This window comes from Oceanicaulis sp. (assembly GCF_051859625.1).
GTDB lineage: Bacteria > Pseudomonadota > Alphaproteobacteria > Caulobacterales > Maricaulaceae > Oceanicaulis.
Window position 1 is genome coordinate 559,052 of record NZ_JBHYFH010000002.1, and the last position, 26,117, is coordinate 585,168.

At 62.2% G+C, this 26,117-nt stretch carries 25 protein-coding genes; 3 read left to right on the top strand and 22 right to left on the bottom strand.

Features of this window, described 5'->3' with window-relative positions:
- Positions 1-176: 176 nt before the first annotated feature.
- From ACTIGF_RS12250 to proS, 3 genes are read right to left on the bottom strand one after another with little or no spacing between them, the layout of a single operon-like run.
- Positions 177-866, bottom strand: coding sequence for an ABC transporter ATP-binding protein (locus tag ACTIGF_RS12250; protein WP_439637157.1), 690 nt, complete (start codon positions 864-866; stop codon positions 177-179).
- Complete coding sequence (locus ACTIGF_RS12255) at positions 859-2,202, bottom strand: lipoprotein-releasing ABC transporter permease subunit (RefSeq protein WP_439637158.1); 1,344 nt, start codon at positions 2,200-2,202, stop codon at positions 859-861. Before ACTIGF_RS12255 ends, ACTIGF_RS12250 begins: the two co-directional genes overlap by 8 nt.
- Entirely contained in the window at positions 2,199-3,527 is a 1,329-nt protein-coding gene (proS, locus tag ACTIGF_RS12260; protein ID WP_439637159.1) for a proline--tRNA ligase, read from the bottom strand. Before proS ends, ACTIGF_RS12255 begins: the two co-directional genes overlap by 4 nt.
- 129 nt (positions 3,528-3,656) lie before the next feature.
- Here proS and ACTIGF_RS12265 point away from each other — a divergent pair, with 129 nt between their 5' ends.
- On the top strand, positions 3,657-4,607 hold the full coding sequence (locus ACTIGF_RS12265) for a DMT family transporter (RefSeq protein WP_439637160.1): 951 nt from the start codon (positions 3,657-3,659) through the stop codon (positions 4,605-4,607).
- A gap of 3 nt (positions 4,608-4,610) precedes the next feature.
- On the opposite strand, the gene ACTIGF_RS12270 is transcribed toward ACTIGF_RS12265, so the two are convergent.
- The 19 genes from ACTIGF_RS12270 to ACTIGF_RS12360 all read right to left on the bottom strand — a co-directional run bounded on the left by ACTIGF_RS12270 (position 4,611) and on the right by ACTIGF_RS12360 (position 23,630).
- Complete coding sequence (locus ACTIGF_RS12270) at positions 4,611-4,967, bottom strand: DUF1467 family protein (RefSeq protein ID WP_439637161.1); 357 nt, start codon at positions 4,965-4,967, stop codon at positions 4,611-4,613.
- Entirely contained in the window at positions 4,964-5,404 is a 441-nt protein-coding gene (mce, locus tag ACTIGF_RS12275; protein WP_439637162.1) for a methylmalonyl-CoA epimerase, read from the bottom strand. Before mce ends, ACTIGF_RS12270 begins: the two co-directional genes overlap by 4 nt.
- An 18-nt stretch (positions 5,405-5,422) precedes the next feature.
- Complete coding sequence (locus tag ACTIGF_RS12280) at positions 5,423-7,033, bottom strand: ribonuclease J (protein ID WP_439637300.1); 1,611 nt, start codon at positions 7,031-7,033, stop codon at positions 5,423-5,425.
- Positions 7,034-7,089: 56 nt separating this feature from the next.
- Positions 7,090-7,884, bottom strand: a complete 795-nt coding sequence (locus ACTIGF_RS12285; RefSeq protein ID WP_439637163.1) for a type III pantothenate kinase — start codon at positions 7,882-7,884, stop codon at positions 7,090-7,092.
- 24 nt (positions 7,885-7,908) lie between these two features.
- Positions 7,909-8,655: a biotin--[acetyl-CoA-carboxylase] ligase gene (locus ACTIGF_RS12290; RefSeq protein ID WP_439637164.1), complete on the bottom strand. Its 747-nt coding sequence runs from the start codon at positions 8,653-8,655 to the stop codon at positions 7,909-7,911.
- Positions 8,645-10,096 carry an NADH-quinone oxidoreductase subunit NuoN gene (gene nuoN, locus ACTIGF_RS12295; RefSeq protein ID WP_439637165.1) on the bottom strand — a complete coding sequence of 484 codons (1,452 nt, stop codon included), beginning with the start codon at positions 10,094-10,096 and terminating at the stop codon, positions 8,645-8,647. Before nuoN ends, ACTIGF_RS12290 begins: the two co-directional genes overlap by 11 nt.
- A 12-nt stretch (positions 10,097-10,108) precedes the next feature.
- Positions 10,109-11,656 carry an NADH-quinone oxidoreductase subunit M gene (locus tag ACTIGF_RS12300; RefSeq protein ID WP_439637166.1) on the bottom strand — a complete coding sequence of 516 codons (1,548 nt, stop codon included), beginning with the start codon at positions 11,654-11,656 and terminating at the stop codon, positions 10,109-10,111.
- A gap of 6 nt (positions 11,657-11,662) precedes the next feature.
- Positions 11,663-13,795, bottom strand: a complete 2,133-nt coding sequence (nuoL, locus tag ACTIGF_RS12305; RefSeq protein WP_439637167.1) for an NADH-quinone oxidoreductase subunit L — start codon at positions 13,793-13,795, stop codon at positions 11,663-11,665.
- Between the two features lie 9 nt (positions 13,796-13,804).
- Entirely contained in the window at positions 13,805-14,116 is a 312-nt protein-coding gene (gene nuoK, locus ACTIGF_RS12310) for an NADH-quinone oxidoreductase subunit NuoK (RefSeq protein WP_022699584.1), read from the bottom strand.
- The gene (locus ACTIGF_RS12315; protein WP_273147711.1) at positions 14,116-14,724 is read right to left on the bottom strand and encodes an NADH-quinone oxidoreductase subunit J; all 609 of its coding nucleotides are present in this window, start codon (positions 14,722-14,724) and stop codon (positions 14,116-14,118) included. The genes nuoK and ACTIGF_RS12315 overlap by 1 nt, the downstream gene beginning before the upstream one ends.
- 104 nt (positions 14,725-14,828) lie before the next feature.
- Positions 14,829-15,317, bottom strand: coding sequence for an NADH-quinone oxidoreductase subunit NuoI (gene nuoI, locus ACTIGF_RS12320; RefSeq protein WP_022699586.1), 489 nt, complete (start codon positions 15,315-15,317; stop codon positions 14,829-14,831).
- A gap of 16 nt (positions 15,318-15,333) precedes the next feature.
- Complete coding sequence (nuoH, locus tag ACTIGF_RS12325; RefSeq protein ID WP_022699587.1) at positions 15,334-16,386, bottom strand: NADH-quinone oxidoreductase subunit NuoH; 1,053 nt, start codon at positions 16,384-16,386, stop codon at positions 15,334-15,336.
- Between the two features lie 5 nt (positions 16,387-16,391).
- A complete protein-coding gene (nuoG, locus tag ACTIGF_RS12330) occupies positions 16,392-18,503 on the bottom strand; it encodes an NADH-quinone oxidoreductase subunit NuoG (protein WP_439637168.1) in 2,112 nt (703 codons plus the stop codon).
- 9 nt (positions 18,504-18,512) lie between these two features.
- Positions 18,513-19,820, bottom strand: coding sequence for an NADH-quinone oxidoreductase subunit NuoF (nuoF, locus tag ACTIGF_RS12335; protein ID WP_439637169.1), 1,308 nt, complete (start codon positions 19,818-19,820; stop codon positions 18,513-18,515).
- Positions 19,821-19,823: 3 nt separating this feature from the next.
- The gene (nuoE, locus tag ACTIGF_RS12340; RefSeq protein ID WP_439637170.1) at positions 19,824-20,864 is read right to left on the bottom strand and encodes an NADH-quinone oxidoreductase subunit NuoE; all 1,041 of its coding nucleotides are present in this window, start codon (positions 20,862-20,864) and stop codon (positions 19,824-19,826) included.
- Entirely contained in the window at positions 20,861-22,051 is a 1,191-nt protein-coding gene (locus tag ACTIGF_RS12345; protein WP_439637171.1) for an NADH-quinone oxidoreductase subunit D, read from the bottom strand. Before ACTIGF_RS12345 ends, nuoE begins: the two co-directional genes overlap by 4 nt.
- A 5-nt stretch (positions 22,052-22,056) precedes the next feature.
- Positions 22,057-22,671: an NADH-quinone oxidoreductase subunit C gene (locus tag ACTIGF_RS12350; protein ID WP_439637172.1), complete on the bottom strand. Its 615-nt coding sequence runs from the start codon at positions 22,669-22,671 to the stop codon at positions 22,057-22,059.
- Positions 22,672-22,695: 24 nt separating this feature from the next.
- Positions 22,696-23,259, bottom strand: coding sequence for a NuoB/complex I 20 kDa subunit family protein (locus ACTIGF_RS12355; RefSeq protein ID WP_022699593.1), 564 nt, complete (start codon positions 23,257-23,259; stop codon positions 22,696-22,698).
- Between the two features lie 5 nt (positions 23,260-23,264).
- Positions 23,265-23,630 carry an NADH-quinone oxidoreductase subunit A gene (locus ACTIGF_RS12360; RefSeq protein WP_028284441.1) on the bottom strand — a complete coding sequence of 122 codons (366 nt, stop codon included), beginning with the start codon at positions 23,628-23,630 and terminating at the stop codon, positions 23,265-23,267.
- A 332-nt stretch (positions 23,631-23,962) separates the two neighbouring features.
- Here ACTIGF_RS12360 and ACTIGF_RS12365 point away from each other — a divergent pair, with 332 nt between their 5' ends.
- Together ACTIGF_RS12365 and ACTIGF_RS12370 are read left to right on the top strand one after the other, a co-directional pair.
- Positions 23,963-25,435, top strand: a complete 1,473-nt coding sequence (locus tag ACTIGF_RS12365) for an efflux RND transporter periplasmic adaptor subunit (protein WP_439637173.1) — start codon at positions 23,963-23,965, stop codon at positions 25,433-25,435.
- Positions 25,432-26,115: an ABC transporter ATP-binding protein gene (locus ACTIGF_RS12370; protein ID WP_439637174.1), complete on the top strand. Its 684-nt coding sequence runs from the start codon at positions 25,432-25,434 to the stop codon at positions 26,113-26,115. The genes ACTIGF_RS12365 and ACTIGF_RS12370 overlap by 4 nt, the downstream gene beginning before the upstream one ends.
- Positions 26,116-26,117: the final 2 nt, after the last annotated feature.

Consider the following 26,117-nt stretch of genomic DNA (forward strand, 5'->3'; position numbering starts at 1 on the left):
CAGGTTACGCATGGGGACAACTCCTTGATCAGCTGCGCTTAACAGCAGTTATTCCTGTTTTGTTCCATTGAATATTTTCTGCTTTTGTTCCGATCGTCAAGCAGATTTTGATTCGAACTGAAAAGCTGCGGAAAACCCGCAACTTGGAACATTTTAAGAACGGAATTCGGGGCGCGTCAGGCGCTCGTGAACGGGACCACGCGGCCGTGATCCAGAGTCACCACGCGATCCATGCGCGACGCCAGCTCGTGATTGTGCGTGGCGATCAACGCCGCCGCCCCGGCCCCGCGGCACGCGTGCGCGAGCGCTTCAAACACCTGATCAGAGGTCGCGGGATCAAGATTGCCCGTCGGCTCGTCCGCCAGAAGAATGCGAGGCTCGTTCACTAAAGCCCGTGCAATCGCGACGCGCTGCTGCTCGCCGCCTGACAACTGCCCGGGTCGATGGCGCAAGCGTCCGCCCAATCCCAAAGCGGTCAGTTGGGTCTCCGCCGCCTCGCGCGCGGCCTTGTGGCTGGCTCCAGAGATCATGCGCGGCAAGGCGACATTATCCAGAGCATCCAGTTCAGGCAGCAGATGATGAAACTGATAGACGAACCCCACCTCACGGCGACGCAAAGCCGTCCGGTCGCGCTCCGACAGCGCCAGCCCGTTCTGCCCGCCAATCCAGACCTCGCCGGCATTGGGGGCTTCCAGCAAGGCTGCGGCGTGCAGCAAAGAGGACTTGCCCGATCCGGACGGCCCCACCAACCCCACGAGCTCGCCGGGATTGAGGTCGAGATCGGCGTCGGTGAGAACCTCGAGGCGTTCGCCCTCGGTCTCATAAATTCGGGTGATCCCGCGCAGGGAGAGCGCTGGCTTACTCATAACGCAGCGCCTCCACAGGATCGATGCGGCCCGCGCGCCAGGACGGCGCCAGGGTCGCCACAAGAGAGGCGAACACGCCCCAGAAGGACACAAACGCCACCTCGCCCCAGTCGAGCCTGGCCGGCAGGCGATAGAGCGAATAGACGCTGGGGTCGAACACATTGACGCCGCTGACCCAGGAGACGAAATCCTGCAAGGGGCCGATCCCGACCACCGCCAACAGCCCCAGAGCAATCCCGGCCAGCGTGCCCAGCACGCCCACCGCCGCCCCGGCGATCAGGAAAATACGCATGATCGCGCCCTGACTGGCGCCCATGGTGCGTAAAATCGCGATATCGCGGGTCTTGTTCTTCACCAGCATGACAAGGCCGGAGATGATGTTCATCGCGGCGATCAGCACGATGGCCGACAGAATGAGCCGCATGGCGACCCGCTCGACTTGCAAGGCGTTCCAGAACGCCTGGTTCTGTCGCCGCCAGTCAAACATGACGCTGCCCTGGGGCGCGATGGCGCGAATGGCCTCGATCACCGGCTCGGGCGAATCGGGATTGGCGATCCGCACATCGATATAATCGCCCTGGGCGGGCCGATTGAAAAACAACGCCGCCTGGTCAAGCGGCATGTAGATGAGGATCTGGTCAAGGTCCTGGACCCCGACGCTGAGCAGCCCGCCAATGGTGTAACGCTTGGAGCGCGGCGTCATGCCAAGCGCGGTGGACGCGCCCTGGGGCGACACCAGGGTCACCTGCTCGCCCACGCCAACGCCGAGCTGAGCGGCCATGACGGTGCCCATGATGATCACGTCGCCGCCATTGCGTCCTTCGCCGAACTCATCAATCGAGCCGGCCACAAGACCGCCGCCCGCATCGTCTGCGCCATGCGCGCCCGTGATGAGGTCAAACCGCGCCAGGTCTTCAGGCCGCACACCGGACACCTGCGCGAAGGCGGCGGACCGCCCCGATGTGACAAGCGCTTGTCCGGTCGCAACCGGTCCCGCCTGACGCACGCCCTCAAGCTCACGAATCCGGTCAGCCAGCGTCAAAGCCGCCTCACCCTGCTCGGAAGGCACATAGACATAAACATGGGGCTGAACGCCCAGAAGCCGCGTCAGAAGCTCGTGCCGGAACCCGTTCATCACGCTCATCACGGTGATGAGCACCGCGACCGCCAGCATGATGCCCACAAACGAGATCACCGAGATCAGCGTCACGCCGCCATGTTTCTTGCGGGCGCGCAAATACTTGAACGCCAGCATGAACTCATAGCCGGAGAACGGCGCCGCGCCAGAGGATGGCGGCGACTGGGGCGCTGCTGTCGACGCGGCGTCAGAACTCACTTGAACGCGCCCTCCACAAGGCGATTGACGGCGTCTTCAAGGCTCAGCTCATGGCGTTCGCCGGAGGCGCGGATCTTCACCTCGACCTTGCCCTCTTTCAGGCCGCGCGGACCGATGACCACCTGATACGGCACGCCAATCAGATCCATGGTGGCGAATTTCGCGCCTGCGCGTTCATTGGTGTCGTCCAGAAGCGGCTCAAGCCCGGCTGCGTCGAGCTTGGCGTAGACATCATTGGAGGCAGCGTCACACGCCTCGTCGCCCGCGCGCATATTGATCACGCCCGCGCCGAACGGCGCGACGGCTTCAGGCCAGATCACGCCGTTCTCATCATGGCTGGCTTCAATGATCGCGCCCAGAAGACGCGACACGCCGACCCCGTAAGAGCCCATATGAACCGCCGTATCCTTGCCGTCCGGCCCAGTGACCAGCGCTTTCATCGGATCAGAATACTTGGTGCCGAAATTGAAGATATGGCCCACTTCGATGCCGCGGGCGGACAAGCGGCGCTCCTGCGGCACCTCCGCTTCAAACCGGGCGGCGTCGTGCATTTCCTCGGTGGCGGCGTAGAGCGCGGTGCGCTCGTCGACCAGCGGCTGAAGATCGCCGTCGAAATCGACCTCGCCGGGCGCCGGCATGTCCACCAGCTGAGCGTCGCAGAACACTTCGCTCTCGCCGGTTTCGGCCAGGATGATGAATTCGTGCGACAGCTCGCCGCCAATCGGCCCCGTGTCCGCCCGCATCGGGACGGATTTGAGGCCCATCCGCGCAAACGTGTTGAGGTAGGCCACGAACATTTTGTTGTAAGCCTTGGTGGCGCTAGCCAAATCAAGATCGAAGGAATAGGCGTCCTTCATCAGGAATTCGCGGCCGCGCATCACCCCGAACCGGGGGCGGATCTCGTCGCGGAACTTCCACTGGATGTGATAGAGGATCTTCGGCAAGTCCTTGTAGGACCGGCAATAGCCGCGGAAGATCTCCGTGATCATCTCTTCATTGGTCGGACCGTACAGAAGATCGCGCTCATGGCGGTCGACAATGCGCAGCATCTCCTTGCCGTAATCGTCATATCTCCCGCTCTCGCGCCACAGATCGGCGGGCTGCAAGGTCGGCATCAACAGCTCGATCGCGCCAGCGCGGTTCTGTTCCTCGCGCACGATATTTTCGATCTTGCGCAGCACCCGCAGCCCGAGCGGCAGCCAGGCGTAAATGCCCGCCGCTTCCTGGCGGATCATGCCCGCGCGCAACATGAGCTGATGAGAGACGATCTGCGCGTCAGAAGGGGTTTCCTTCAGGACGGGCAGGAAAAAACGGGACAGGCGCATGGGGCAAGAATCCGGCGACAATGAAAAACTGCGGGAACCCAACGATTAGACTTAGCGTTAGAGAAGGACAAGCCATCCATACCCGCCTCGCCTCACGGAACTCACAGGCCAAGCTCCGGAACTCCACTGATGAGCGAAACCCCGAACTCTTCTGAGGGCCAAGCCTCCCATAAAGCGTTGACCGTCACGCAACTGATCGCGGGCATGGCGATGTTCGGATCGGCCACGCCCGTGAGCAAGATCGTCACCCAGGCTGCGCCTGTTTTCATCGCCTCGTTGTTCCGGGTGGGACTGGGCGCGCTGTTTCTGGCGCCCCTCGCCTGGCGACGCCGTGACACCGTCCGCGACATAACGACGGGCGACTGGGTGCGGATCGGCTTCATCGCTCTCTTCGGCATGGTGGGCTTTTCCGCCTTCATGCTCTACGGAATGCGGCTCGCGTCCGGCGTGACGGGCGCCGTGGTGATGAGCACCACGCCAGCGGTGACGGCCGCCGCCTCCATGGCGTTTCTGGGAGACAGATCCACCTGGCGCAAAATGGTCGCCCTTGGCTGCGCGGTTTCAGGCGTCCTGATCTTGCAACTGGGCGGCTCTGGCGCTGAAACGGGCGGCTCGCTCTGGGGCGTCGTTCTGGTCTTCGCGGCGGTGTGTTGCGAAAGCGCCTATACGCTTCTGGGCAAGACGCTGACCAAGAACATGGACCCTGTGCTGGTGGCCTTTCTGGCGTCGGCGCTCTCCATTCCGCTCTTTGTTCCGCTGGCGGTCTGGCAATGGCCGTCATTCACCCCGTCAGACTTTGACGTCGGCGTCTGGACTGCACTGATCTGGTATGGCGTGGGCACCCTCGCACTGGGAAGCTGGCTCTGGTATGCGGGCGTTCAGAAAGCCGAAGGCGCGACCGCAGCGGCGTTCATGGGCGTGATGCCGGTGTCCGCTCTGGTCCTGTCCTACATCTTGCTCGGCGAAGCGTTCGCCTGGGTGCATCTGGCGGGCTTCGCCGTGGTCTTTGCAGGCGTTGTGCTGATGAGCTGGGAGCACGCCAGCATGTCAGGCGAGAGCGAAACGGACAGCCGCGACTGACCGCTACTCGTACTCGATATAACTCGGGCCCCAGCTCAGGGAGTCCAGATCGATCAGGCCAAATTCGAGAACCGTGAACAGAACCAGCCATACGCCCGCGGTCAGCACCGTCGCCAGCCACATTTTCTCTTTGATGCGCGGCGATACGGGCGCGCCGGGCTCGGAGCCTTCCACCACGTCATTGTCTTCAAACTGACCGCGGATATTTAACGGCAGCACGCCCAGAAACAGCATCCACCACGAAATCAGGAAAATCACCACGCCCGTGACGACCCCGACGCCGCGATCAGGCAGGAAGCCCTGAGCGATCCAGATCACAAAGACCAGGCCCAGCAGGGCGTATTCCGCATAGCGCCTCAATGGCCCGCCTCACCTTGGTATAGCGCCGGGTCCTGCATCAGCTCGACCAGCACGCCGCCTGTGTCCTTGGGATGGACGAAGATCACCGGCACCCCATGCGCGCCGATATAGGGCTCGCCGGTCCCGAGCACCGTCGCGCCGCGCTCGACCATGGCGTCACGCGCTTTGACGATGTCCTCCACCTCGAAGCACATATGGTGCTGACCGCCCTTGGGGTTCTTTTCGAGGTATTTGTGGATCGGGCTCGCCTCGCCCAGAGGCTCGATCAGCTCGATTTGCATGTTCGGCAAGGTCACAAACACCACCCGGACGCCCAGATGCGGGAAATCCTTGGTCTCGGTCCGCTCGGTCGCGCCATAAAGCTCGGCGTAGACCGCCGCCGCGGCGTCCACATCCGGCGTCGCAACGCCCACATGGTTCAAACGTCCCAGCTTCATGACGACTCTCCGTGCTTATCAAACCGTGAGAATAATAGCTTCCACATGAGGTTTCTTGCCCCAGATTCGGCTGGCCTCCCGCCGCACGCCGCGGCGGATCGCTTCCTCAACCGCGCCCGGATCCTTGCGCGCCCGGCGATCCAGGCGTTTGAACGCGGTGTCAGCCGCCTCCGCCAGATCATCCAGGAAGTCGTCAAGGTCATAGGCATGGGTGGACGCCACGCCCATGGCGCGCACGTCAATCTCTGACACCAGCTCGCCGTCCGCCAGCACAGCCGCCACGGTCAGATGACCGTTATAGGCCAGGCGGCGGCGTTCCTTGATGGATTCCGCATCCGCCTCGGTCAGAAAATTGCCGTCCACATGCAAACGGCCAGCGGGCGCTTCATCCACGATGGACGCGCCATCCTGGGTGATGCGAATGATCGAGCCATTGCGCGGCACCACGGCGTTGGGCACCTGAAGGTCACGCGCCAGCTGGGCGTGTTCGACCAGATGGCGATACTCGCCATGCACCGGGATCGCGGTGGTGGGCTTGGCCCAGGCGTACATCTGACGCAATTCGTCGCGGCACGGATGGCCCGAGACGTGGATATGCTCGTCGCGCTCGGTGATGATGTCCACGCCGCGCTCGGCCAGACGGTTCATCAGATCAAAGATGCCGCGCTCGTTCCCGGGAATGATCCGGGAGGAGAAAATCACGCTGTCACCTTTGTTTAGCGTGACATTGCGATGTGATCCTTCAGCAATGCGCGACAGTGCGGCGCGCGGTTCGCCCTGAGAGCCGGTACACAGCAGCAAGATCTTGTCGGGCGGGAAATAGCCGATTTCCTCTTCCTCGATGAAAGGCTGGCAATCGGCCAGAAGACCGACCGCTTTCGCGGCCTGGGTCATCCGGTGCATGGACCGGCCCACCAGGCAGACACGGCGACCATTGGCTTCGCCGGCGCGGATCGCGGTTTCAAGGCGCGCCACATTCGACGCGAAGGCCGCGATGGCCACGCGGCCCGTCTGCTTGCCGACGAGCTCGATCAGATTATCGCGCACTTCGCTCTCAGAGCCGGATTCCCCTTCGGTGAAGACATTGGTGCTGTCACACACCATCGCCATCACGCCTTCTTCGCCCGCCGCTTCCAGCGCGGCGACATCGGTTGAAGCGCCGATCAGCGGTTCGGGGTCGATTTTCCAGTCGCCGGTGTGCAGCACCGTGCCGACCGGGGTGCGGATGATCACGCCATTGGGTTCGGGGATGGAGTGGGTCAGCGTCACCAGCTGCATGTCGAACGGGCCCAGCTCAAACCGGGTGTGCAGGTCGATCTCGTGCAGCGCCACCTGATCGAGCAGGCCGTGCTCGGCCAGACGGTCGCGCATCAGCCAGGCCGTGAACGGCGTGGCGTAGATGGGACATTCCAGCTGGCGCCACAAATGAGCGACCGCGCCCATATGGTCTTCGTGGGCGTGGGTCAGCACGATGCCCAGAAGCTGGTGCTTGCGCTCCGCGATGAAGCGCGGATCGGGAGTGATGATGTCCACGCCCGGCGTGGTCAGGTCGCCAAAGGTCACCCCGCAATCGAGGATGATCCATTTGCGATCTTCTTCGGGACCATAGCCATAAAGGTTCAGGTTCATCCCGATCTCGCCGGAGCCGCCGAGCGGGACGAAATACAATGCGTTGTCAGTCTGGGTCACGATGCGTGCGCCCCTTCGCCCTGAGGCGCGTTACGTTTCCAGATTTCCAGAAGGCCCCGCATGGTCAGATCAGGGTCGTAATGGTCGATTGTGCGCGCCGCGTCCTCAAACAGGGAAACGACGCCGCCAGTTGCAATAACGGTCATGGGCTGGCCGTACTCGGCTTTGAGCCGCGTCACAAGCCCGTCGATGAGATCGACATAGCCCCAGAACACGCCCGACTGCATGGCGCCGACGGTGTCTGTGCCCATAACCCGTTGAGGTTTCTCGATTGCGATGCGCGGCAGTCGCGCCGCAGCCTGATGCAGCGCTTGCATGGAGAGATTGATGCCCGGCGCGATCACCCCGCCTTCAAAATTACCATCGGCGGAGACCACGTCGAAGGTGGTGGCCGTGCCGGAATCCACGATGATCATCGCCCCGTCATAGCGCACCCGGCCGCCTAGCGCGTTCACCAGACGGTCCGCGCCCGCTTCTTCAGGACGCGGCAGATTCACGCCAACGCCCAGATCCACATGGGCGTCGCCCACGACCACAGGCTCCGCCCCCACATAACGCCGCGCCAAGTTGCGCAGGTTAAACAGCGATTGCGGCACCACCGAAGAGATCACGCAACCCTTCAAGTCTTGCAAGCTAAGCCCTTGCAGTTGCAGGAGTTGCTGCAGCCAGACCGCATATTCATCCGCCGTGCGCGTGGAATGGGTCGCAGTGCGCCATTGCGCGCGCCAGTCATCGCCGTCATGCACGGCGAACAACGTGTTGGTGTTGCCGCAATCAATCGCGAGAAGCATGGATCGGCTCCCAGAAAGGGCGCATCAGCTTGAAGCGCCGGGAAAAAAGACATCGCCTGCGGAGATAAAGCGCCGACCGCCATCTTTCAAATCAAGTCGCAGCGAGCCGTCCGACCCCAGATCCGCGAACACGCCCTCAAGCGTCTCATGATCAAGGCGCACAAGGCAGCGCTCTCCCAGGCCATGCACACGTGACAGCCAGGCCTCACGGATCGGCGTGAACCCATCCTGCGCCCATCGGTTCAGCCAATGGTCAAAGCGCTGGGACAGGCGTTCCGCGGCGGCCTCCACGCTGAGTTCAGCGCCGTGAGCGCGCAGATCGGTGGCGGGACGCTCGGAGTCTTCAGGGTGATGGCTGAGATTGACGCCAATGCCCACCGCCAGCCAGAGCCCGCCATCAGCATGCTGACCGGATTCCAGCAAGATGCCGCTGATCTTGCGTCCACCGACCAGGACATCATTCGGCCATTTCAGGCGGACCTGTTCAGGGTCCAGAACGCTGGCGCACAGATCACCGACGGCCAACGCCGCTGCGAACGAGAGCTGAGCGGCCTGCGAAGGTTCGCACTCAAGCCGATACAGCCCGGTGGTGAAGAGATTGCCCGGTTTCGATGTCCAGACGCGGCCCCGACGCCCTCGCCCGGAACTCTGACGACGCGCGACGATCCAGAGCGGACCCGTTGCGCACGCCAGAGCCTGACGCTTGGCTTCCTCGTTCGTGGAATCCAGCGTGTCGAAATAGGTGATCGGCAGGCCCGGCTTAGCCGCCAATGCCTGCCCCGGCGTTGACCACAAGCGCGATGATCACGCCGACGACCGGCATGGACACCGCCACCAGAGCCGCCAGACGCGACACGATGGCCGGACCGGCCGGCGCCGGCAGGAAATCGCCATTGGGCTCGTCAAACCAGATCACCTTGATGACGCGCAGATAGTACGCGATCGACACCGTGGAGAAGAGCACCGCCAGAATGACCAACCAGATCAGACCCGCCTGCACCGCCGCATAGAACACGAAGAGCTTGCCGAAGAAGCCGATCATGAACGGCATGCCGCCAATGGAGAACATCAGGGCCGTCATGGACCAGGCGAGCGCCGGACGGGTCTGGGACAGACCGGCCAGATCCTCGATCCGCTCCACCATGCCCTCAGAGCGGCGCATGGAGAGGATGACGGCGAACGCGCCGGCGACGCCGATCACGTAAAGCGTCATGTAAAACAGCACAGACCACAGGCCGAGCGCGGTGCCGGCGGACAGGCCGACCAGCACATAGCCCATATTGCCGATGGAGGAGTAGCCCATCAGGCGTTTGATATTGGACTGCATCAGTGCGCCGAACGAGCCGAACGCCATCGACAGCACCGCCATCACCATGGTGACTTGCTGCCATTGCTCGGTCATCGGGCCGAACGGCTCCATCAGAACGCGGGCCAGCAGCACCATGGCCGCCAGTTTCGGCGCCGTGGCGAAGAAGGCCGCGACCGGGGTCGGCGCGCCTTCATACACATCCGGCGTCCACATGTGGAACGGCGCGGCGGAGACCTTGAAGGCGAGACCGGCGATTACGAAGACCAGCCCGAACAGCAGCCCCATATTCTGGCCGCCTTCCGCCGCCGCGACAGCGATGGCGTCAAACGCGGTGGAGCCTGAGAACCCGTAAACCAAAGACGAGCCGTACAGCAGCAGGCCCGAGCTGAGGGCGCCCAGCACGAAGTATTTCAGGCCCGCTTCGGATGCGCGCAGGGAATCGCGGTTGAACGCGGCGAGCACGTAGAGCGCCAGAGATTGCAGCTCAAGGCCCAGATAAAGCGTGATCAGGTCGTTGGCCGACACCATCACGCTCATCCCCGTGACGGCGAGCGTCACCAGAACCGGATATTCAAACCGGGCGAGCTGTTCGGCGCGCAGGTAATGCCCCGCCAGCACCAGAGCCACCGCACCGGCGAGATAGACAGCCGTCTTGGCGTACATGGAGAAGGAATCAAGCACGAACGCGCCGTGAAAGGCCGTGCCGCCCGGGCTTTGCGCCATCCAGACCGACACGCCGGCGGCGAGGATCAACAGCGCCGTGGCCAGCGTCATGATGCGTTGGGCCGCCTGGGCCTCGCCCTTGGTGTAGACCCCGATGAGCAAGAGCGCCATGGCGCCGACAGAGAGCAAAAGCTCCGGCGTCAGCAGTTGAAGGTCGGCGAGCAGCGTCGAAACAGTCATGACCTGTCCTTGCTAGTGCGCAGCGGTTTCAGCCGGCGCGAGATCAGAGGCTGTCGCCTCGACCGTCTGCGCGGACTGGTAGTGCTGAATGAGTTGGTCCACAGAGGCGCGGGTGGTGTCAGTGATCGGCGTCGAGAAGAAGCCGAAATACACCGCCAGCACGGCCAGAACGCCCAGATTGATCCACTCGCGGCCATTGAGGTCGGTGGCGGTTTCAAGCTTGGGATTGGTGATCACGCCGAAGACGACTTTCTTGTAGGCGACCAGCATGTAGACCGCCGAGAAGATCACGCCGAGCGCAGCGCCCGCAGCGACCCGCGGGTCCACCTGGAAGGCGCCGGTCATGGTCATGATCTCGCCAATGAACCCAGACGTGCCGGGAAGCCCGACATTGGCCATGGCGAACAGGCCGAACACGGCGGCGAACACCGGCATCTTGTGCACGAGGCCGCCGTAAAAGGAGATCTCGCGGGTGTGGAAACGGTCATAGATCACGCCGATGCACAAGAAGAGCGCCGCGGAAATGACGCCGTGGCTGAGCATCTGGAAGATCGCGCCCTGCACGCCGAGCTCGGTCATCGTGAAGATGCCCAGGGTCACAAACCCCATGTGCGCGACAGACGAATAGGCGATCAGCTTCTTGATGTCGGTCTGACGGAAGGCGATCAGCGAGGTGACGACAATGGCGATGATGGACAGCACGAACACCATCGGCGCGAAGAATTCGCTGGCGTTCGGGAACATCGGGATCGAGAAGCGCAGGAAGCCGTAGCCGCCGAGCTTCAGCAAGATGCCCGCCAGGATCACAGAGCCTGCCGTCGGCGCCTGCACGTGTGCGTCCGGCAGCCAGGTGTGAACCGGCCACATCGGCATCTTCACCGCGAACGAAGCGAAGAAGGCCAGCCACAGCCAGATCTGCAGGTCACGGGCGAACGGATGCGCCAGCAGAACTTCGATGTCGGTGGTGCCGACCTGGGAGAACATGACGATCATCGCCGCCAGCATCAGCACCGAGCCGATGAAGGTGTAGAGGAAGAATTTGAACGCCGCATAGATCCGGTTCTGACCGCCCCAGACGCCGATGATCAGGAACATCGGGATCAGCGAACCTTCAAAGAAGATGTAGAACAAGATCATGTCGAGCGCGCAGAACACGCCGATGACCAGGGTCTCCAGCAGCAAGAAGGCGGCCATGTAATCGGCGACGCGCTTGTCGAGCTTCCAGCTCGACAGGATGCAGATCGGCATCAGGAAGGCCGTCAGCACCACGAACAGGACCGAAATGCCGTCCACGCCCATCTTGTAGGAGATGCCGAGCGCGGGCAGCCAGGGCAGGTTTTCCACGAACTGGAACCCGGCCTGGGAGGAATCAAACTCGACCAGCAGCAGCAAAGACAGGGCGAAGACAAAGAGAGACACGAAGATCGCGACGCCCTTGGCGTTCCGGTCCAGCACCGCGCTTTCTTCGCTGCGCATCAGGGCGCGCAGCAGCAAGATCGCAACCGCCCCGAGAGCGGGCAGGAAGGTGATGGCGGAGAGGATGGGAAGTTGACCGAGCATGAGACCCTACGCTCCAGCGCCAGCGATCAGCCACAGGGCCAGTCCGAGGACCCCGATCAGCATCACGAATGCATAGTGATAGAGATAGCCGCTCTGCAGCTTGGCGATCCGGCGGGCCGAAGACATCGCCGTAGCGGCGATGCCGTTCGGGCCCAGCCCGTCGACGATCTTCTGATCGCCGAACTTCCAGAACAGATCACCCAGACCGCGCGTGGCCCGGACGAATGTGGCGTTGTAGATCTCGTCCACATACCATTTGTTCAGCAGGAAGCGGTGCAGCGGACCGCTCTTCTCGGCGATACGGCGCGGCAGTTCGGGATTGGCCATGTAATAGTACCAGGCCAGCGCGAAGCCGAGCAGCGTCACTGCGAACGGCGCAAACAGCACCCAGGTGGGCGGGTGATGACCGGCATGCTCGCCGTCATGAGCGTCGCCATGATCATCAGCGGCGCTGACAGCGTGCTCCTGAGCCGCATGGGCTTCATCGTCCGACATGGCCGCTTCCAGCGAGGCGGCTTCCGCCTCGCTCAGCTCGACGCCATGCTCATCGGCGTGGCTCTGGCCATAGCCTTCGACCAGATGGCCGTAATTGCCTTCGGCGTAAGGCCCGGCCGGCAGGCTCTCCTCCCAGAAGGTCAGAGCGCCCTTGCCGACGAAATCGGACTTGAACGCCATGCCCGCGAACAAGGCGCCAATGGCCAGCAGCACCAGCGGGATCACCATGACGGGACCGCTTTCATGGGCGTGCTTGAGCACTTCTTCCTCGCCGCGGTGCTTGCCGTGGAAGGTCATGAAGATCAGACGCCAGGAATAGAAGCTCGTCAGACCTGCCGCGATCACGCCGATCCAGAAGGCGAACATGCCGAAGGCGACGCCGTCCTGGCCCATCATGAAGGCTTCTTCGATGATCATGTCCTTGGAGTAGAACCCGGCGAAGCCGATCCCGAGGAGCGGAATGCCTACGCCGGTCAGCGCCAGCGTGCCGATGATCATCATAATCCAGGTGACAGGCAGCAATTTGTAGATGCCGCCCATATTGCGCATGTCCTGCTCGTCATGCAGGCCGTGAATGACCGAGCCTGCGCCGAGGAACAACAACGCCTTGAAGAAGGCGTGCGTGAACAGGTGGAACATGGCCGCTGAATACAGGCCCAGCCCCGCCGCGAAGAACATGTAGCCCAGCTGCGAACAGGTGGAGTATGCGATCACGCGCTTGATGTCGTTCTGCGCCAGCCCCACGGTCGCCGCGAACAGAGCCGTCGACGCGCCGATAAAGGTGATGAAGGCGGAGGTGTTGGGCGCCAGTTCGAAGATCGGATAGGCGCGGCACACCAGGAACACGCCCGCGGTCACCATGGTGGCGGCGTGGATCAGCGCGGACACAGGGGTCGGGCCTTCCATCGCGTCAGGCAGCCAGACATGCAGGAAGAACTGCGCGGACTTGCCCATGGCGCCGATGAACAGCAGGAAACCGATCAGTTCGAGGACTTTGAAGTTCATGCCGAAGAAGGCGATGGTTTCATCCACTATGCCCGGAACCTGGGCGAAGACTTCGTCAAACTGCAGCGAGCCGAACACCAGATAAATCGCCATGATGCCGAGCGCGAGGCCGAAATCGCCGACGCGGTTGGTCACGAACGCCTTGATGGCGGCGCTGGTGGCGCTCTCTTTCTGGTACCAGAACCCGATCAGGAGATAGGAGGCGAGCCCCACGCCTTCCCAGCCGAAGAACATCTGGATGAAGTTGTCCGCCGTCACCAGCGACAACATCGCGAAGGTGAACAGCGACAGATAGGAGAAGAACCGCGCCCGGTGCGGATCATGGGACATGTAGCCCCATGAATAGACGTGCACCAGCGAGGACACCGACGTGATCACGACCAGCATGACCGCCGACAGCGTGTCCAGGCGGATCGCCCAGTTGATCTCGAAATTGCCGACCGCCATCCATTGCGCCAGCTCGATGGTGCGGGCGTTGCCGTTCACCGCGACGTCAAAGAACAGCACCACAGAGCCGAGCGCCGCCGCGATGGTGGCGCCGGTGGTCAGGATCTGGGCCAGACGGTCCCCGATCTGCTTTTGCAGCAGACCGGCGATGATGGCCGCCAGAAGCGGGGCGAAGACGACGATATAAGCCATGACCGTGCGCTAGCCCTTCATCAGGTTGACGTCATCAACCGCGATATCGCCACGGTTGCGGAAGAAGACGACGAGAATGGCGAGACCGACCGCCGCTTCGGCGGCCGCGACCGTAAGAATGAACATGGCGAAGACCTGGCCGGTCAGATCGCCCAGATGGGCGGAGAACGCGACCATGTTGATGTTCACCGACAGCAAGATCAGCTCGATCGACATCAGAAGAATGATGACGTTCTTGCGGTTCACGAAAATGCCGAAAACGCCAATGGTGAACAGGATCGCCGCCAGGGCGAGATAATGACCCAAACCAACTTCAAGCATTAGCCAATCCCCTCGCCGCTTTTGATGTCGACGATCTCGACGGAGTCTTCGCGCTTGCGATTGACCTGGGCGTGCATGTCCTGGCGCTTGACGCCGTCGCGATGGCGCAAGGTCAGAACGATGGCGCCGACCATGGCGACCAGCAGCACAAGGCCCGCAAGCTGGAAGAAGAACACGTAGCGGTCATAGATGAGCGCCCCAAGAGCGGCGACATTGGTCATGTCGTCCGGCGTCGGCGATTGCAAAGCGGAGCTGGCGCTGTCGGCGCTGACCCAGCCCAGCCCCGTGGTCGCCAGGATGCCGGCGAGCGCGAGGGCCACCAGACCGCCGAGCGGCGCGTGACTGATAAAGCCTTCCTTGAGCTGGGCGAAGTCGATGTCGAGCATCATCACCACGAACAGGAAGAGCACCGCAACCGCGCCCACATAGACGATGACCAGGATCATCGCCAGGAACTCGGCCCCGAGAAGGACGAACAGCCCCGCCGCCGAAAAGAAGGCGAGGATCAAGAACAGCACCGCTCGAACCGGGTTCTTGGCGATCACCACCATCAAGGCGGAGAACACGGCGGTCGCTGAGAGAATGTAGAAGGCCGCTGCTGACAGCACTGTTGCCCCCCTTACGGGCGACGAGCTGAGACTCGCCGGACTGAGATCAAGTGGAGCAGGAGAGAATCCCCAGCCCCGGTATGGAGTCGCGCGCCGTGATAGCGTTAACGGTAGCGCGCGTCGAGTTCGAGGTTCCGCGCAATTTCACGTTCCCACCGGTCGCCGTTATCGAGGAGCTTGGCTTTGTCGTAGTACAGCTCTTCGCGGGTTTCGGTGGCGAATTCAAAATTCGGCCCCTCAACGATTGCATCCACCGGGCACGCCTCCTGGCAATATCCGCAATAGATGCATTTGGTCATGTCGATGTCATAGCGCGTGGTTCGGCGCGAGCCGTCCTCGCGCGGTTCGGCTTCAATGGTGATCGCCTGCGCCGGGCAGACCGCTTCACACAGCTTGCAGGCGATGCAGCGCTCTTCGCCATTGGCGTAGCGGCGCAGGGCGTGCTGACCGCGGAAACGCGGGCTAAGACGTCCCTTTTCAAAGGGATAGTTGATGGTCGGCTTCTTGCGGAAGAAGTACCGCATGCCAAGTGCGAACGCGCCCCAGAAGTCCATCAGGGCGGCGCCGCGCAGGGTTTGTGCAATCCGGCTCATGTCAGATCCTTAGCCCTTAACCAGCGTTCGAGTAGGCGACGATGCCGCCCATAAGCGCCACGGCGGCCAGCGAGGTGGGCAGGAAGATTTTCCAGCCCAGACGCATCAGCTGGTCATAGCGGTACCGGGGCACCAATGCTTTGACCATGGCGAACATGAAGAAGAAGAGAACCACTTTGATCGCGAACCAGAACACCGGGGGGACCCAAGTGAACGGAACAATATCAAACGGCGCATGCCAGCCGCCCATGAACAGGACGGTCATCAGGGCGCACATCAGAACAATGTTGAGATATTCGCCGATCATGAACAGCAGATACGGGGTGGAGGAGTATTCCACCTGATAGCCGGCCACCAGTTCGGATTCCGCTTCCGGCAAGTCAAACGGCGGACGGTTGGTCTCCGCCAGCGCCGAAATGAAGAACATCACGAACATCGGGATGGTGATCACGAACACCGGCACCGGGAACATGTCGAACGACAGGACGTGCCAGTTCCAGAACCCGCCGGCCTGCGCCTCGACGATATCGGTCAGGTTCATGCTGCCGACCATGAGAAGGATGGTCACCAGAATGAAGCCGATGGAAACCTCATAGGACACCATCTGCGCCGCCGAACGCATGGCGCCCAGGAACGGGTATTTCGAGTTGGACGCCCAACCGCCGATGATGATGCCGTAAACGCCCAGCGAGCTGATGGCGAAGATGTAGAGGATGCCGACATTGAGGTCGGAGATGACCCAGCCCGGAGCGACCGGGATCACCGCCCAGGTGATAAAGGCGAAAGTCAGCGTCAGAAGCGGCGCCAGAATGAACAGCGGCCGGTCCGCGCCGGCGGGCACGATGATTTCCTTCAGGACGAACTTGATGAAGTCCGCAAAGGACTGCAGCAGCCCGAACGCACCGACCGTGTTGGGACCTTTGCGCATCTGAACCGCCGCCCAGACCTTGCGGTCCATCAAAAGCAGGAAGGCCAGCGACAGCAGCAAGACGACCATGAAGCCCAGGATCTGGCCCACAGACGCCAGCGTGCCCCAGAGCGGTCCCCATTGAGTGACGAAATCGTACATGCGCCCTACTCCGCCGCTTGCAGGGTTTGCCGCGCCGCCGTCGCCGCAGCTGAACACTCAGCCATGGTCTTGGACGCCCGCGCGATCGAATTGGTAAAGTAGAAGTCTTCAACCGCGCTCTTGAACGGCGCGTCGGACACATCGCCCGCCTCGCCCAGCTCGGCGGGTTTGAAATCAGCCGCTGTCAGAGCCCCCGGCGCGTGATCAATCTGGCCCAGGATCTCATGATCCCCGATCAGCTTGGCGCGCAGAGCGTTCAGATTGTCATACGGCAAGGTCTTGCCAAGGCGCGCGGACAGGGCCCGGAAAATCGCCCAGTCCTCTTTCGCTTCGCCTTTGGGGAAGACAGCGCGCTCGGCCATCTGCACCCGGCCTTCGGTGTTCACGTAAAGGCCCGGCTTTTCGGTATAAGCCGCTGACGGCAAAATCAGGTCCGCGCGCTGCGCACCTTTGTCGCCATGGTGGCCCACATAGAGCACGAAGGCGGAGCCGAGCTTTGACATATCGATCTCATCCGCGCCCAGAAGCACGACGGTATCCACGTCGCCCGAAGCAGCGCCGTCAAGAATGGCATTGGTGTCGCGACCGCCTTCACCCGGCACGAAGCCGAGATCCAGAGCACCCACACGGCTCGCCGCCGTATGCAGCACGTTAAAGCCGTTCCAGCCCTCTTTCACCGCGCCGATCTTGTCAGCCAACTCACCCGCAGCGCGCAGCACCTGCTGGCCGTCTTCACGCGCCAGCGCGCCCGCGCCCAGGATGATCATCGGACGCTCAGCGTCTTTCAGGGTCTTGATGAAGCCGGAGCGTTTGCCGCTGAGGGCTGCGAGGTCTTTCGCGCCCTCGCCCACATGCGCATAGTCATAGGTCAGGTCATGCGCTTCGCCGATGACGCCGATCTCGCACTTGCCGGTCAGCCAGCGCTGGCGGATGCGGGCGTTCATCACGGCCGCTTCCACGCGCGGATTGGCGCCGACGATCAAAATCGCGTCGGCCTGATCAATGCCCTTGATCGTGGAGTTGAACAGATAGCTTTCGCGCGGACCGGCGCCGAGTTTCGAGCCGTCCTGGCGCGCGTCGATGGATGTGACGCCAAGCGCATCAAACAGCTCTTTGGCGGCGTAGAGCCCCTCGACATCGTTCATATCGCCGGCGATGACGCCGATTTTTGACGCGTCGCCGGACAGCTTGTCTTCGGCGATGGTCAGGGCTTCATCCCAGTCGATCGGCGCGAGCTTGCCGTCTTTCTTGGCGAACGGACGATCCAGACGCTGGCGGCCAAGGCCGTCCCAGACAAAGCGGGATTTGTCGGAAATCCACTCTTCGTTCACGTCGTCATGCAGGCGCGGCATGATGCGCAGCACGGCGCCGCCGCGGCTGTCGACCCGGATGTTGGAGCCAAGCGCGTCCATCACGTCGATGGTCTCGGTCTTGGTCAGCTCCCACGGACGCGCATTGAAGGCGTAAGGGCGAGAGGTCAGCGCGCCCACCGGACACAGATCGATGACATTGCCCGACAGTTCGGACGTCATGGACTGTTCCAGATAGGTGGTGATCTCCATGTTCTCGCCACGGCCGATCGCGCCCAGCTCGGGCACGCCCGCGATCTCGGTGGAGAAGCGGACGCAGCGCGTGCACTGGATGCAGCGGGTCATCTCCGTCTTGATCAGCGGACCCATGTATTTTTCTTCGACCGCGCGCTTGTTCTCGTCAAAGCGCGACCCGGAGCGGCCATAGGCCAGGGACTGGTCCTGAAGGTCGCATTCGCCGCCCTGGTCGCAGATCGGGCAATCGAGCGGGTGGTTGATGAGGAGGAACTCCATCACCCCTTCGCGCGCCTTTTTCACCAGCGGGCTGAGCGTGCGCATTTGCGGCGGCTCGCCATTGGGCCCGCCGCGCATGTCGCGCACCAGAAAGGCGCAGGAGGCGACGGGTTTCGGCGCGCCCACCAGCTCCACCAGGCACATGCGGCAATTGCCCGCCACTGACAGACGCTCGTGATAGCAGAAGCGCGGGATTTCCCGGCCTGCCGCTTCGGACGCCTGAAGCAGGTTATAATCGTTGGGGACGGTGACTTCCTCGCCGTCGATCACGATGGTGCGCAGATTATCAGACATGTCTGGTTCCTACTCCGCAGCCTGGGGCGTGAACACCGGCTTGCCGGCGCGGTAGTTGTTGATGCGATCCTCGATCTCGCCGCGGAAATGGCGGATCAGGCCCTGAACCGGCCAGGCCGCCGCATCGCCGAGCGCGCAGATCGTGTGGCCTTCCACCTGGCCGGCCACGTCCAGAAGATCGTCGATCTCGCTCGTCTCCGCTTCGCCGCGGGACATCCGGTCCAGCACACGCCACATCCAGCCGGTGCCTTCACGGCACGGCGTGCACTGGCCGCAGCTCTCGTGCTTGTAGAAGTACGAGATGCGCGCGATCGCTTTGACGAGATCGGTGGATTTATCCATCACGATCACGGCGGCGGTGCCAAGACCGGATTTGTGCTCTTTGAGCGCATCGAAATCCATCAGCACGTCGTCGCAGATTTCCTTGGGCAGCAGCGGCACGGACGAGCCGCCCGGAATGACCGCCTTGAGATTGTCCCAGCCGCCGCGCACGCCGCCGCAATGGGTCTCGATCAGGGTTTTGAGCGGGATGCTCATCACCTCTTCGACATTGCATGGCGCGTTCACATGGCCCGAGATCGAGAACACCTTGGTGCCGGCGTTGCCCTCGCGGCCAAAGCCCGCGAACCAGTCCGCGCCGCGGCGCAGAATGGTCGGCGCGACGGCGATGGATTCCACGTTGTTCACGGTGGTCGGCGCGCCATAAAGGCCGGCGTTCGCCGGGAATGGCGGCTTCAGGCGCGGCTGGCCCTTCTTGCCTTCGAGGCTTTCGAGCAGCGCGGTTTCCTCGCCGCAAATGTAAGCGCCGGCGCCGTGGTGGATATAGAGATCGAAATCCCAGCCATGGACATTGTCCTTGCCGATCAGCTTGGCGTCATACGCCTCCTTGATGGCGGCTTCCATCCGGCCCAGCTCGAACTGGTACTCACCGCGGATATAGATGTAGCAAGCGTGCGCCTGCATGGCGAAAGACGCGATCAGGCAGCCCTCGATCAGGGTCTGGGGATCATTGCGCATGATCTCCCGGTCCTTACAGGTGCCCGGTTCGGATTCATCGGCGTTCACGACCAGATAGTGCGGACGCGCCCCCACTTCCTTGGGCATGAACGACCATTTCAGACCGGTCGGGAAGCCTGCGCCGCCGCGGCCGCGCAGACCGGACTTTTTCATCTCGTCGATGATCCAGTCCCGGCCCTGATCCAGAATATCCTTGGTGGCGTTCCAGTGACCGCGTTGCTTCGCGCCCTCAAGGCGCCAGTCATGGCGGCCATAGAGGTTGGTGAAGATCCGGTCTTTATCCTGCAATAGCTGGGTCATGGATTACCCTTCCGCCTTGCCGGCCAGGGCTTTCGCCTGGTCGATCCAGTTATCGCGCTCGATCCGGCCGCGCAGCTTCAGCGCCGCATCGACCCAGACCGCTTCTTCAGCGCTCCAGCTTGCGATCTGGCTGTAATGATAGACGCCGATCTCATTGAGCGAGGTTTCAAGCTTCGGCCCGAGACCGGTCAGCTTTTTGAGATCGTCGGCCTTGCCGCTCGGCTTTTTCAGGAGCTTGGGCTCCTTACCGGCGCCAGCGTCCGCTGCGGCCGCTTTGGGCGCCGGCGATTTCGCCTTGGCTTTGGGCTTGGCCTTGGTCTCGGCTGACTTTTCCTGCGGCTTGGCGGGCTCCGCCTTGCGCACGTCTGAGTCGGTCGCGCCCTTGGTGTTGGGCAGTTTGACCTTTTTGGCGCGCGAGCCGTCATAAAGACTCTCATCGACCAGGGTCAGCGTCGTCGCCTGGGTCGGCTCGGAGCAGGACCGCCCCGAGATCGGACCCGCCTTGACCTCTTTGCCGGCGCGCAGATCATCAAGCATCTGCTCGAGAGCGTCCGCGGTCAGGTCTTCGTAATACAGATCGCCTTCGGTGTTGGAGATCTGGACCATCGGCGCATTGGCGCAAGCGCCCAGGCACTCGACTTCTTCCCAGGCCAGAAGACCGTCCGAAGAGACATGCTCGCGCCCCTTCTTGCCGATCTTCTTCTCGCACACCGCCTTGAGGTCATCCGCGCCGCGCAGCCAGCACGGGGTCGTGCCGCACACCTGGATCAGGTGTTTGCCGGTCTGGGCGAGATTGAACATGGTGTAGAAGGTCGCCACTTCATAGACGCGGATATACGGCATGCCGCAGCGTTCCGCGATCTCGCGCATGGCGGGCTCGGACACCCAATTGTCCTGCTTTTGCGCAATCCAGAGCAGCGGAATTACCGCCGACGCCTTACGCTCTTCAGGGTATTTGGCGAGCCAGAACTGGACCTTGGCTTCGCTCTTCTCATTAAAGGCGAAGCTTTCAGGCTGTTCGGCGGCGATGCGACGCGCGCTCATCGGTCAATCTCCCCGAACACGATGTCGAGTGAGCCCAGGATCGCGGAGACGTCCGCGAGCATGTGGCCCTTATTGAGGTAATCCATGGCCTGAAGGTGCGCGAAACCGGGCGCGCGGATTTTCAGGCGATAGGGTTTGTTGGTGCCGTCGCCGATCAGGTAAACGCCGAACTCGCCCTTGGGCGCTTCGACGTAGGCGTAGGCCTGACCTTCAGGAACGTGCACGCCTTCGGTGTACAGTTTGAAGTGCTGGATCAGCGCTTCCATGGACCGCTTCATCTCGGCGCGGCGCGGCGGCGCAAACTTGGAATCCACAGGCAGCACGTCGCCCTGGTTCTCCTCGCGGGAGAGCCAGTCGCAGCACTGCTTCATGATTTTCATGGATTCGCGCATCTCTTCCATGCGGCACAGATAGCGGTCGTAATTGTCGCCGTTCTTGCCCAGCGGAATCTGGAATTCCAGCTCATCATAGACTTCATAGGGCTGCGAGCGACGCAGATCCCAGGCCAGGCCCGAACCGCGCACCATGACGCCGGAGAAGCCCCATTCGAGCGCATCCTGCTTGGACACCACGCCGATATCGACATTGCGCGCCTTGAAGATGCGGTTCTCGGTCAGAAGGGTCTCAAGATCATCCACATGCTGGGTGAACTGGTCGCACCAGGCGTCGATATCATCGATCAGCTCTTGCGGCAGGTCCTGGTGGACGCCGCCCGGACGGAAATAATGGGCGTGCAAGCGGGCGCCGGAGGCGCGCTCGTAAAAGCCCATCAGCTTCTCGCGCTCTTCAAAGCCCCAGAGCGGCGGCGTCAGTGCGCCCACATCCATCGCCTGCGTCGTGACGTTCAGCAAATGGTTCAGGATGCGGCCGATTTCAGAATACAGGACACGCACATAAGAGGCGCGCTTGGGCACGGGAATGCCCGCGAGCTTCTCGATCGCCAGGCAGAACGCATGCTCCTGGTTCATCGGCGCCACATAGTCGAGGCGGTCAAAATAGCCGATGCCCTGAAGATAGGTCTTGTGCTCCAGCAGCTTCTCGGTGCCGCGGTGCAGAAGGCCGATATGCGGATCGACGCGCTCGACGACTTCGCCATCCAGCTCCAGCACCATGCGCAGCACGCCGTGTGCGGCGGGGTGCACCGGGCCGAAATTGATCGTGAAATTGCGGATATCGGTTTCAGCCATGACGTTTACGCCTTCCCTTCCGCTTTCTCATCGCCGGGCAGCACGTATTTCGCGCCTTCCCAGGGGCTGAGGAAGTCAAAGTCACGGTAGTCCTGGACCAGCTCGACGGGTTCGTAGACCACGCGCTTCTGCTCGTCGTCATAAACGACCTGGTTGAAGCCCGAGAGCGGGAAGTCCTTGCGCAGCGGGTGACCATGGAAGCCGTAATCGGTCAGGATGCGGCGCAGATCGGGGTGGTGATCGAACAAGATGCCATACATGTCGAAGGCTTCGCGTTCATTCCAGTTGGCCGCCGGAAACAGCTCGACCACAGAGGCCACAGGCGTGTCTTCATCCGTGCTCAGAACCACGCGGATGCGCTGGTTCAGATGCATGCTCAGAAGGTGATAGACCACGTCAAACCGGTCCGCGCGCGACGGCCAGTCAACGCCGCAAATGTCGATCAGCGTCGTGAAACGGCACAGGGCGTCGTCACGCAGGAAACGCAACACCTTCACCACGCGATCGCGGTGAATGGTCAGCGTCAATTCCTCATGGGCGACATCCACACTGCGGACATCGTCGCTGAGCGCCGCCGTAAGGTGCGCGCCCAGTTCTGTCAGCGTTTCGGTCTTGCTCATAAGAGCGTCTCCTAGACGGGCGCCTTAGCGCTCAATCGAGCCTTCGCGGCGAATTTTCTTCTGAAGCTGCAAGATGCCGTACACCAGCGCTTCAGCGGTCGGCGGGCAGCCCGGCACATAGATGTCGACCGGCACGATCCGGTCACAGCCGCGCACGACTGAGTACGAATAGTGATAATAGCCGCCGCCATTGGCGCAGCTGCCCATGGAGATGACGTAGCGCGGCTCAGGCATCTGGTCGTAGACCTTGCGCAGGGCCGGAGCCATCTTGTTGGTCAGGGTGCCCGCGACGATCATCACGTCAGACTGACGGGGCGAGCCGCGTGGCGCAGCGCCCAGACGTTCAACGTCATAGCGCGGCATGGAGGCTTGCATCATCTCAACCGCGCAACAGGCGAGACCAAAGGTCATCCACATCAGCGAGCCGGTGCGCGCCCAGGTGATCAGGTCGTCGGCGCGCGCCACAAGAAAGCCCTTGTCGGCCAGCTGATCGCTGACGCCGTCAAAGAACGGGTCGTGCTTTTGCGGGTCGTAATGCGGCGTCTTGGCCGTCGCGGCGGCGCCCGCCGGAACAATCAGGTCAGACATAAGCCCTACTCCCAGTCCAGCGCGCCTTTGCGCCACTCATAAAGAAAGCCAACCGTAAGCACCCCCAGGAAGACCATCATCGACCAGAAGGCCGTGATGCTGCCGTCGAAAATCGGGAACAGCCAGGGGAAGAGGAAGGCGACTTCCAGGTCGAAGATGATGAACAGGATCGCCACCAGATAGAAGCGCACGTCAAACTTCATGCGTGCGTCATCGAAGGCGTTGAAGCCGCATTCATAGGTGGAGACTTTTTCCGGATCCGGATCAGACGGCGCCAGCACGAAGGCGGCGAGAATGAACGCCAGGCCCAGCCCTGCGGCTATGCCCAGAAAGATCAGGATCGGCAGATATTCCAACAGGAGCGCGTTCATGAGAGGTCGCACCTTCCCCGCATCAAGATGGCCAGTGGGCCGAAGCATCACAGCGGTTCATTCGGTCAGATAAATCCAAACAAACGCTTGCACAGTGAGTCCCCGGCCGCGGTTGAGGCGGAAGCTAGTCCGGTGACTGCCCGCTCGCAAGCCGAAAGCACTGTCCAAATGCGGTCTAATATGGGGAAAAGACGACAATAATTGCGAATGCATCTCAATTACCGAACTAATCCTTTCAAGTGTTTCATTTTCTGCAACAGATCCAGCCATGTTACGCCGTACGTAAGGGCAAGATGACGCAACAGCGTCCACATTCGGCCAGGGGCATATACGTGAAACGCATTCTACTCGCAGGCGGAGTGATTATCGCCGCCGCAGCATTGATTTGGTTCCTCTTTTTCCGTGGCGGCGCTGCTGCGGCCGGCGACCTGCTCATAGAAACCTCGCCCGTGGAAGCGCGCGACATCTCGCGAATCGTTTCCTCCTCCGGCGCCATCGCCCCCCTGATCACCGTCGAAGTGGGCTCACAGCTGTCCGGCCAGGTGCTTGAGCTGCATGCCGACTTCAATGACCAGGTGACGGCCGGCGACCTGCTCGCGCGCATTGATCCCCAGACCTTCCAGACGCGTGTCGAGGAAGCTCAGGCCACATTGCAAGTGGCCAGCGCCCAGGTCTCGGTGGCGGAAGCCAATCTGGAGCGCGCGCGGGTCGATCGTGAAATCTCCCAACGCAATTTTGATCGGGCTGAAGAGCTGGTTCAGCGCGGCACGTATTCGGCGGCGCAATATGACGCTGCAGAATCGGAACTGGCGGCGGCCAACGCCGCGCTTCTGGTGGCCCAGGCCAATCTGCGGAACTCTCGCGCCAGCGAACAGCAACGCCGCGCCTCGCTTGAAAGCGCAGAGGTCGATCTGGAGCGCACCTTCATTCGCTCCCCCATTGAAGGCGTTGTGATCGACCGCCAGATTGATGAAGGCCAGACCGTGGCCGCATCCTTTAATGCGCCGGTGCTGTTCCTGATCGCACAGGATCTGTCGCGCATTCAGATCGAAGCGGAGATCGACGAAGCTGATATTGGCCAGATCGACGAAGGCCAGACCGTCACCTTTGATGTGGACGCCTATCCCGACCGAGAATTTGCCGGTGAAGTCACCCAGGTGCGCCTCGCCGCCACCAATGAAGGCAATGTGGTCACCTATACTGTGGTGATCCAGGCGGACAATCCCGGCCAGCGCTTGCTGCCTGGGATGACGGCGAACGTCTCCATCGTGACCGGTCAGGTCGAAGACGCGATGTCCGTGCCGAACGCGGCGCTTCGCTTCGCCCCGCGCGGCGCAGCGGAAAGCCTGGTGGTCGCCGCAGAAGACGAGGCGGACGGCGGGCAACGCGGCGGGCGCGGCGGCGCCGGCATGATTGACCGTCTGGCTGAAGAGCTTGAACTGACCGATGAACAACGCAGCGAGGCCGAACGCGCCCTGCGTGAAACCTTCCAGCAAATCCGCGCCCAGTTCCAGAACCCCGCCCCCGGCGGCGCGCGCCCAAATCCGCAAGCGCTGATCCGGCGCGCCTTGTCTGACATTCTGACCGCGGAACAATTGGCGCGATATGACCAGTTGAGCCAGGAACGCTCGCGCCAACGCGATCAGGTGCGCCGCGGTTCGATCTGGATTGAAACCGCCGAGGGCCGCCTTCAGGAACGCCAGGTCGGCATCGGTCTTTCTGACGGGCAGTACACCCAGATCCTCGGCCCTTCGATCACCGAGACGGATCGCGTGGTGACGCGTGTGCGAGAGACGAACGGATGACCGAGCCTCTCATTCAGGCGCGCGAACTGACGCGCGTCTACACTCTGGGCGGCAGTGATGTATACGCGCTCGCCGGGGTGGATTGCACCATCAACGCCGGCGAATACGTCGCCATCATGGGGCCGTCAGGTTCTGGCAAATCCACGTTCATGAACATGGTGGGCGCGCTGGACCGGCCCAGCTCTGGCGAGCTTGTGATCGCCGGAGAGGCGCTGTCGGGAATGACGCCGGACGAGCTGGCTGATTTTCGCAACCGCAAGGTCGGTTTCGTGTTCCAGCAGTTCAACCTGCTGCCCCGCACAACCGCGCTCGACAATGTCGCCCTTCCTCTGCTGTATCGCGGTCTGCCGCCCAAGGAGCGCAACGCCCGCGCGGCGGAATGCCTGACCATGGTCGGTTTGGGCGACCGGATGGATCACCACCCCTCCCAACTCTCCGGCGGTCAGCAACAGCGCGTCGCCATCGCCCGCGCTCTGGCTGGCAAACCCACGATCTTGCTGGCGGATGAACCCACAGGCGCGCTCGACAGCCAGACCACCATTGAAGTGCTGGATATTCTCGACCAGCTCAACGCTGAAGGCATCACCATTGTGCTGGTGACCCACGAAAACGAGGTCGGCGCGCGCGCCAGACGCCGTATCTGGTTCCGGGACGGCCTGATCGTGGAGGATGACCAATGAAT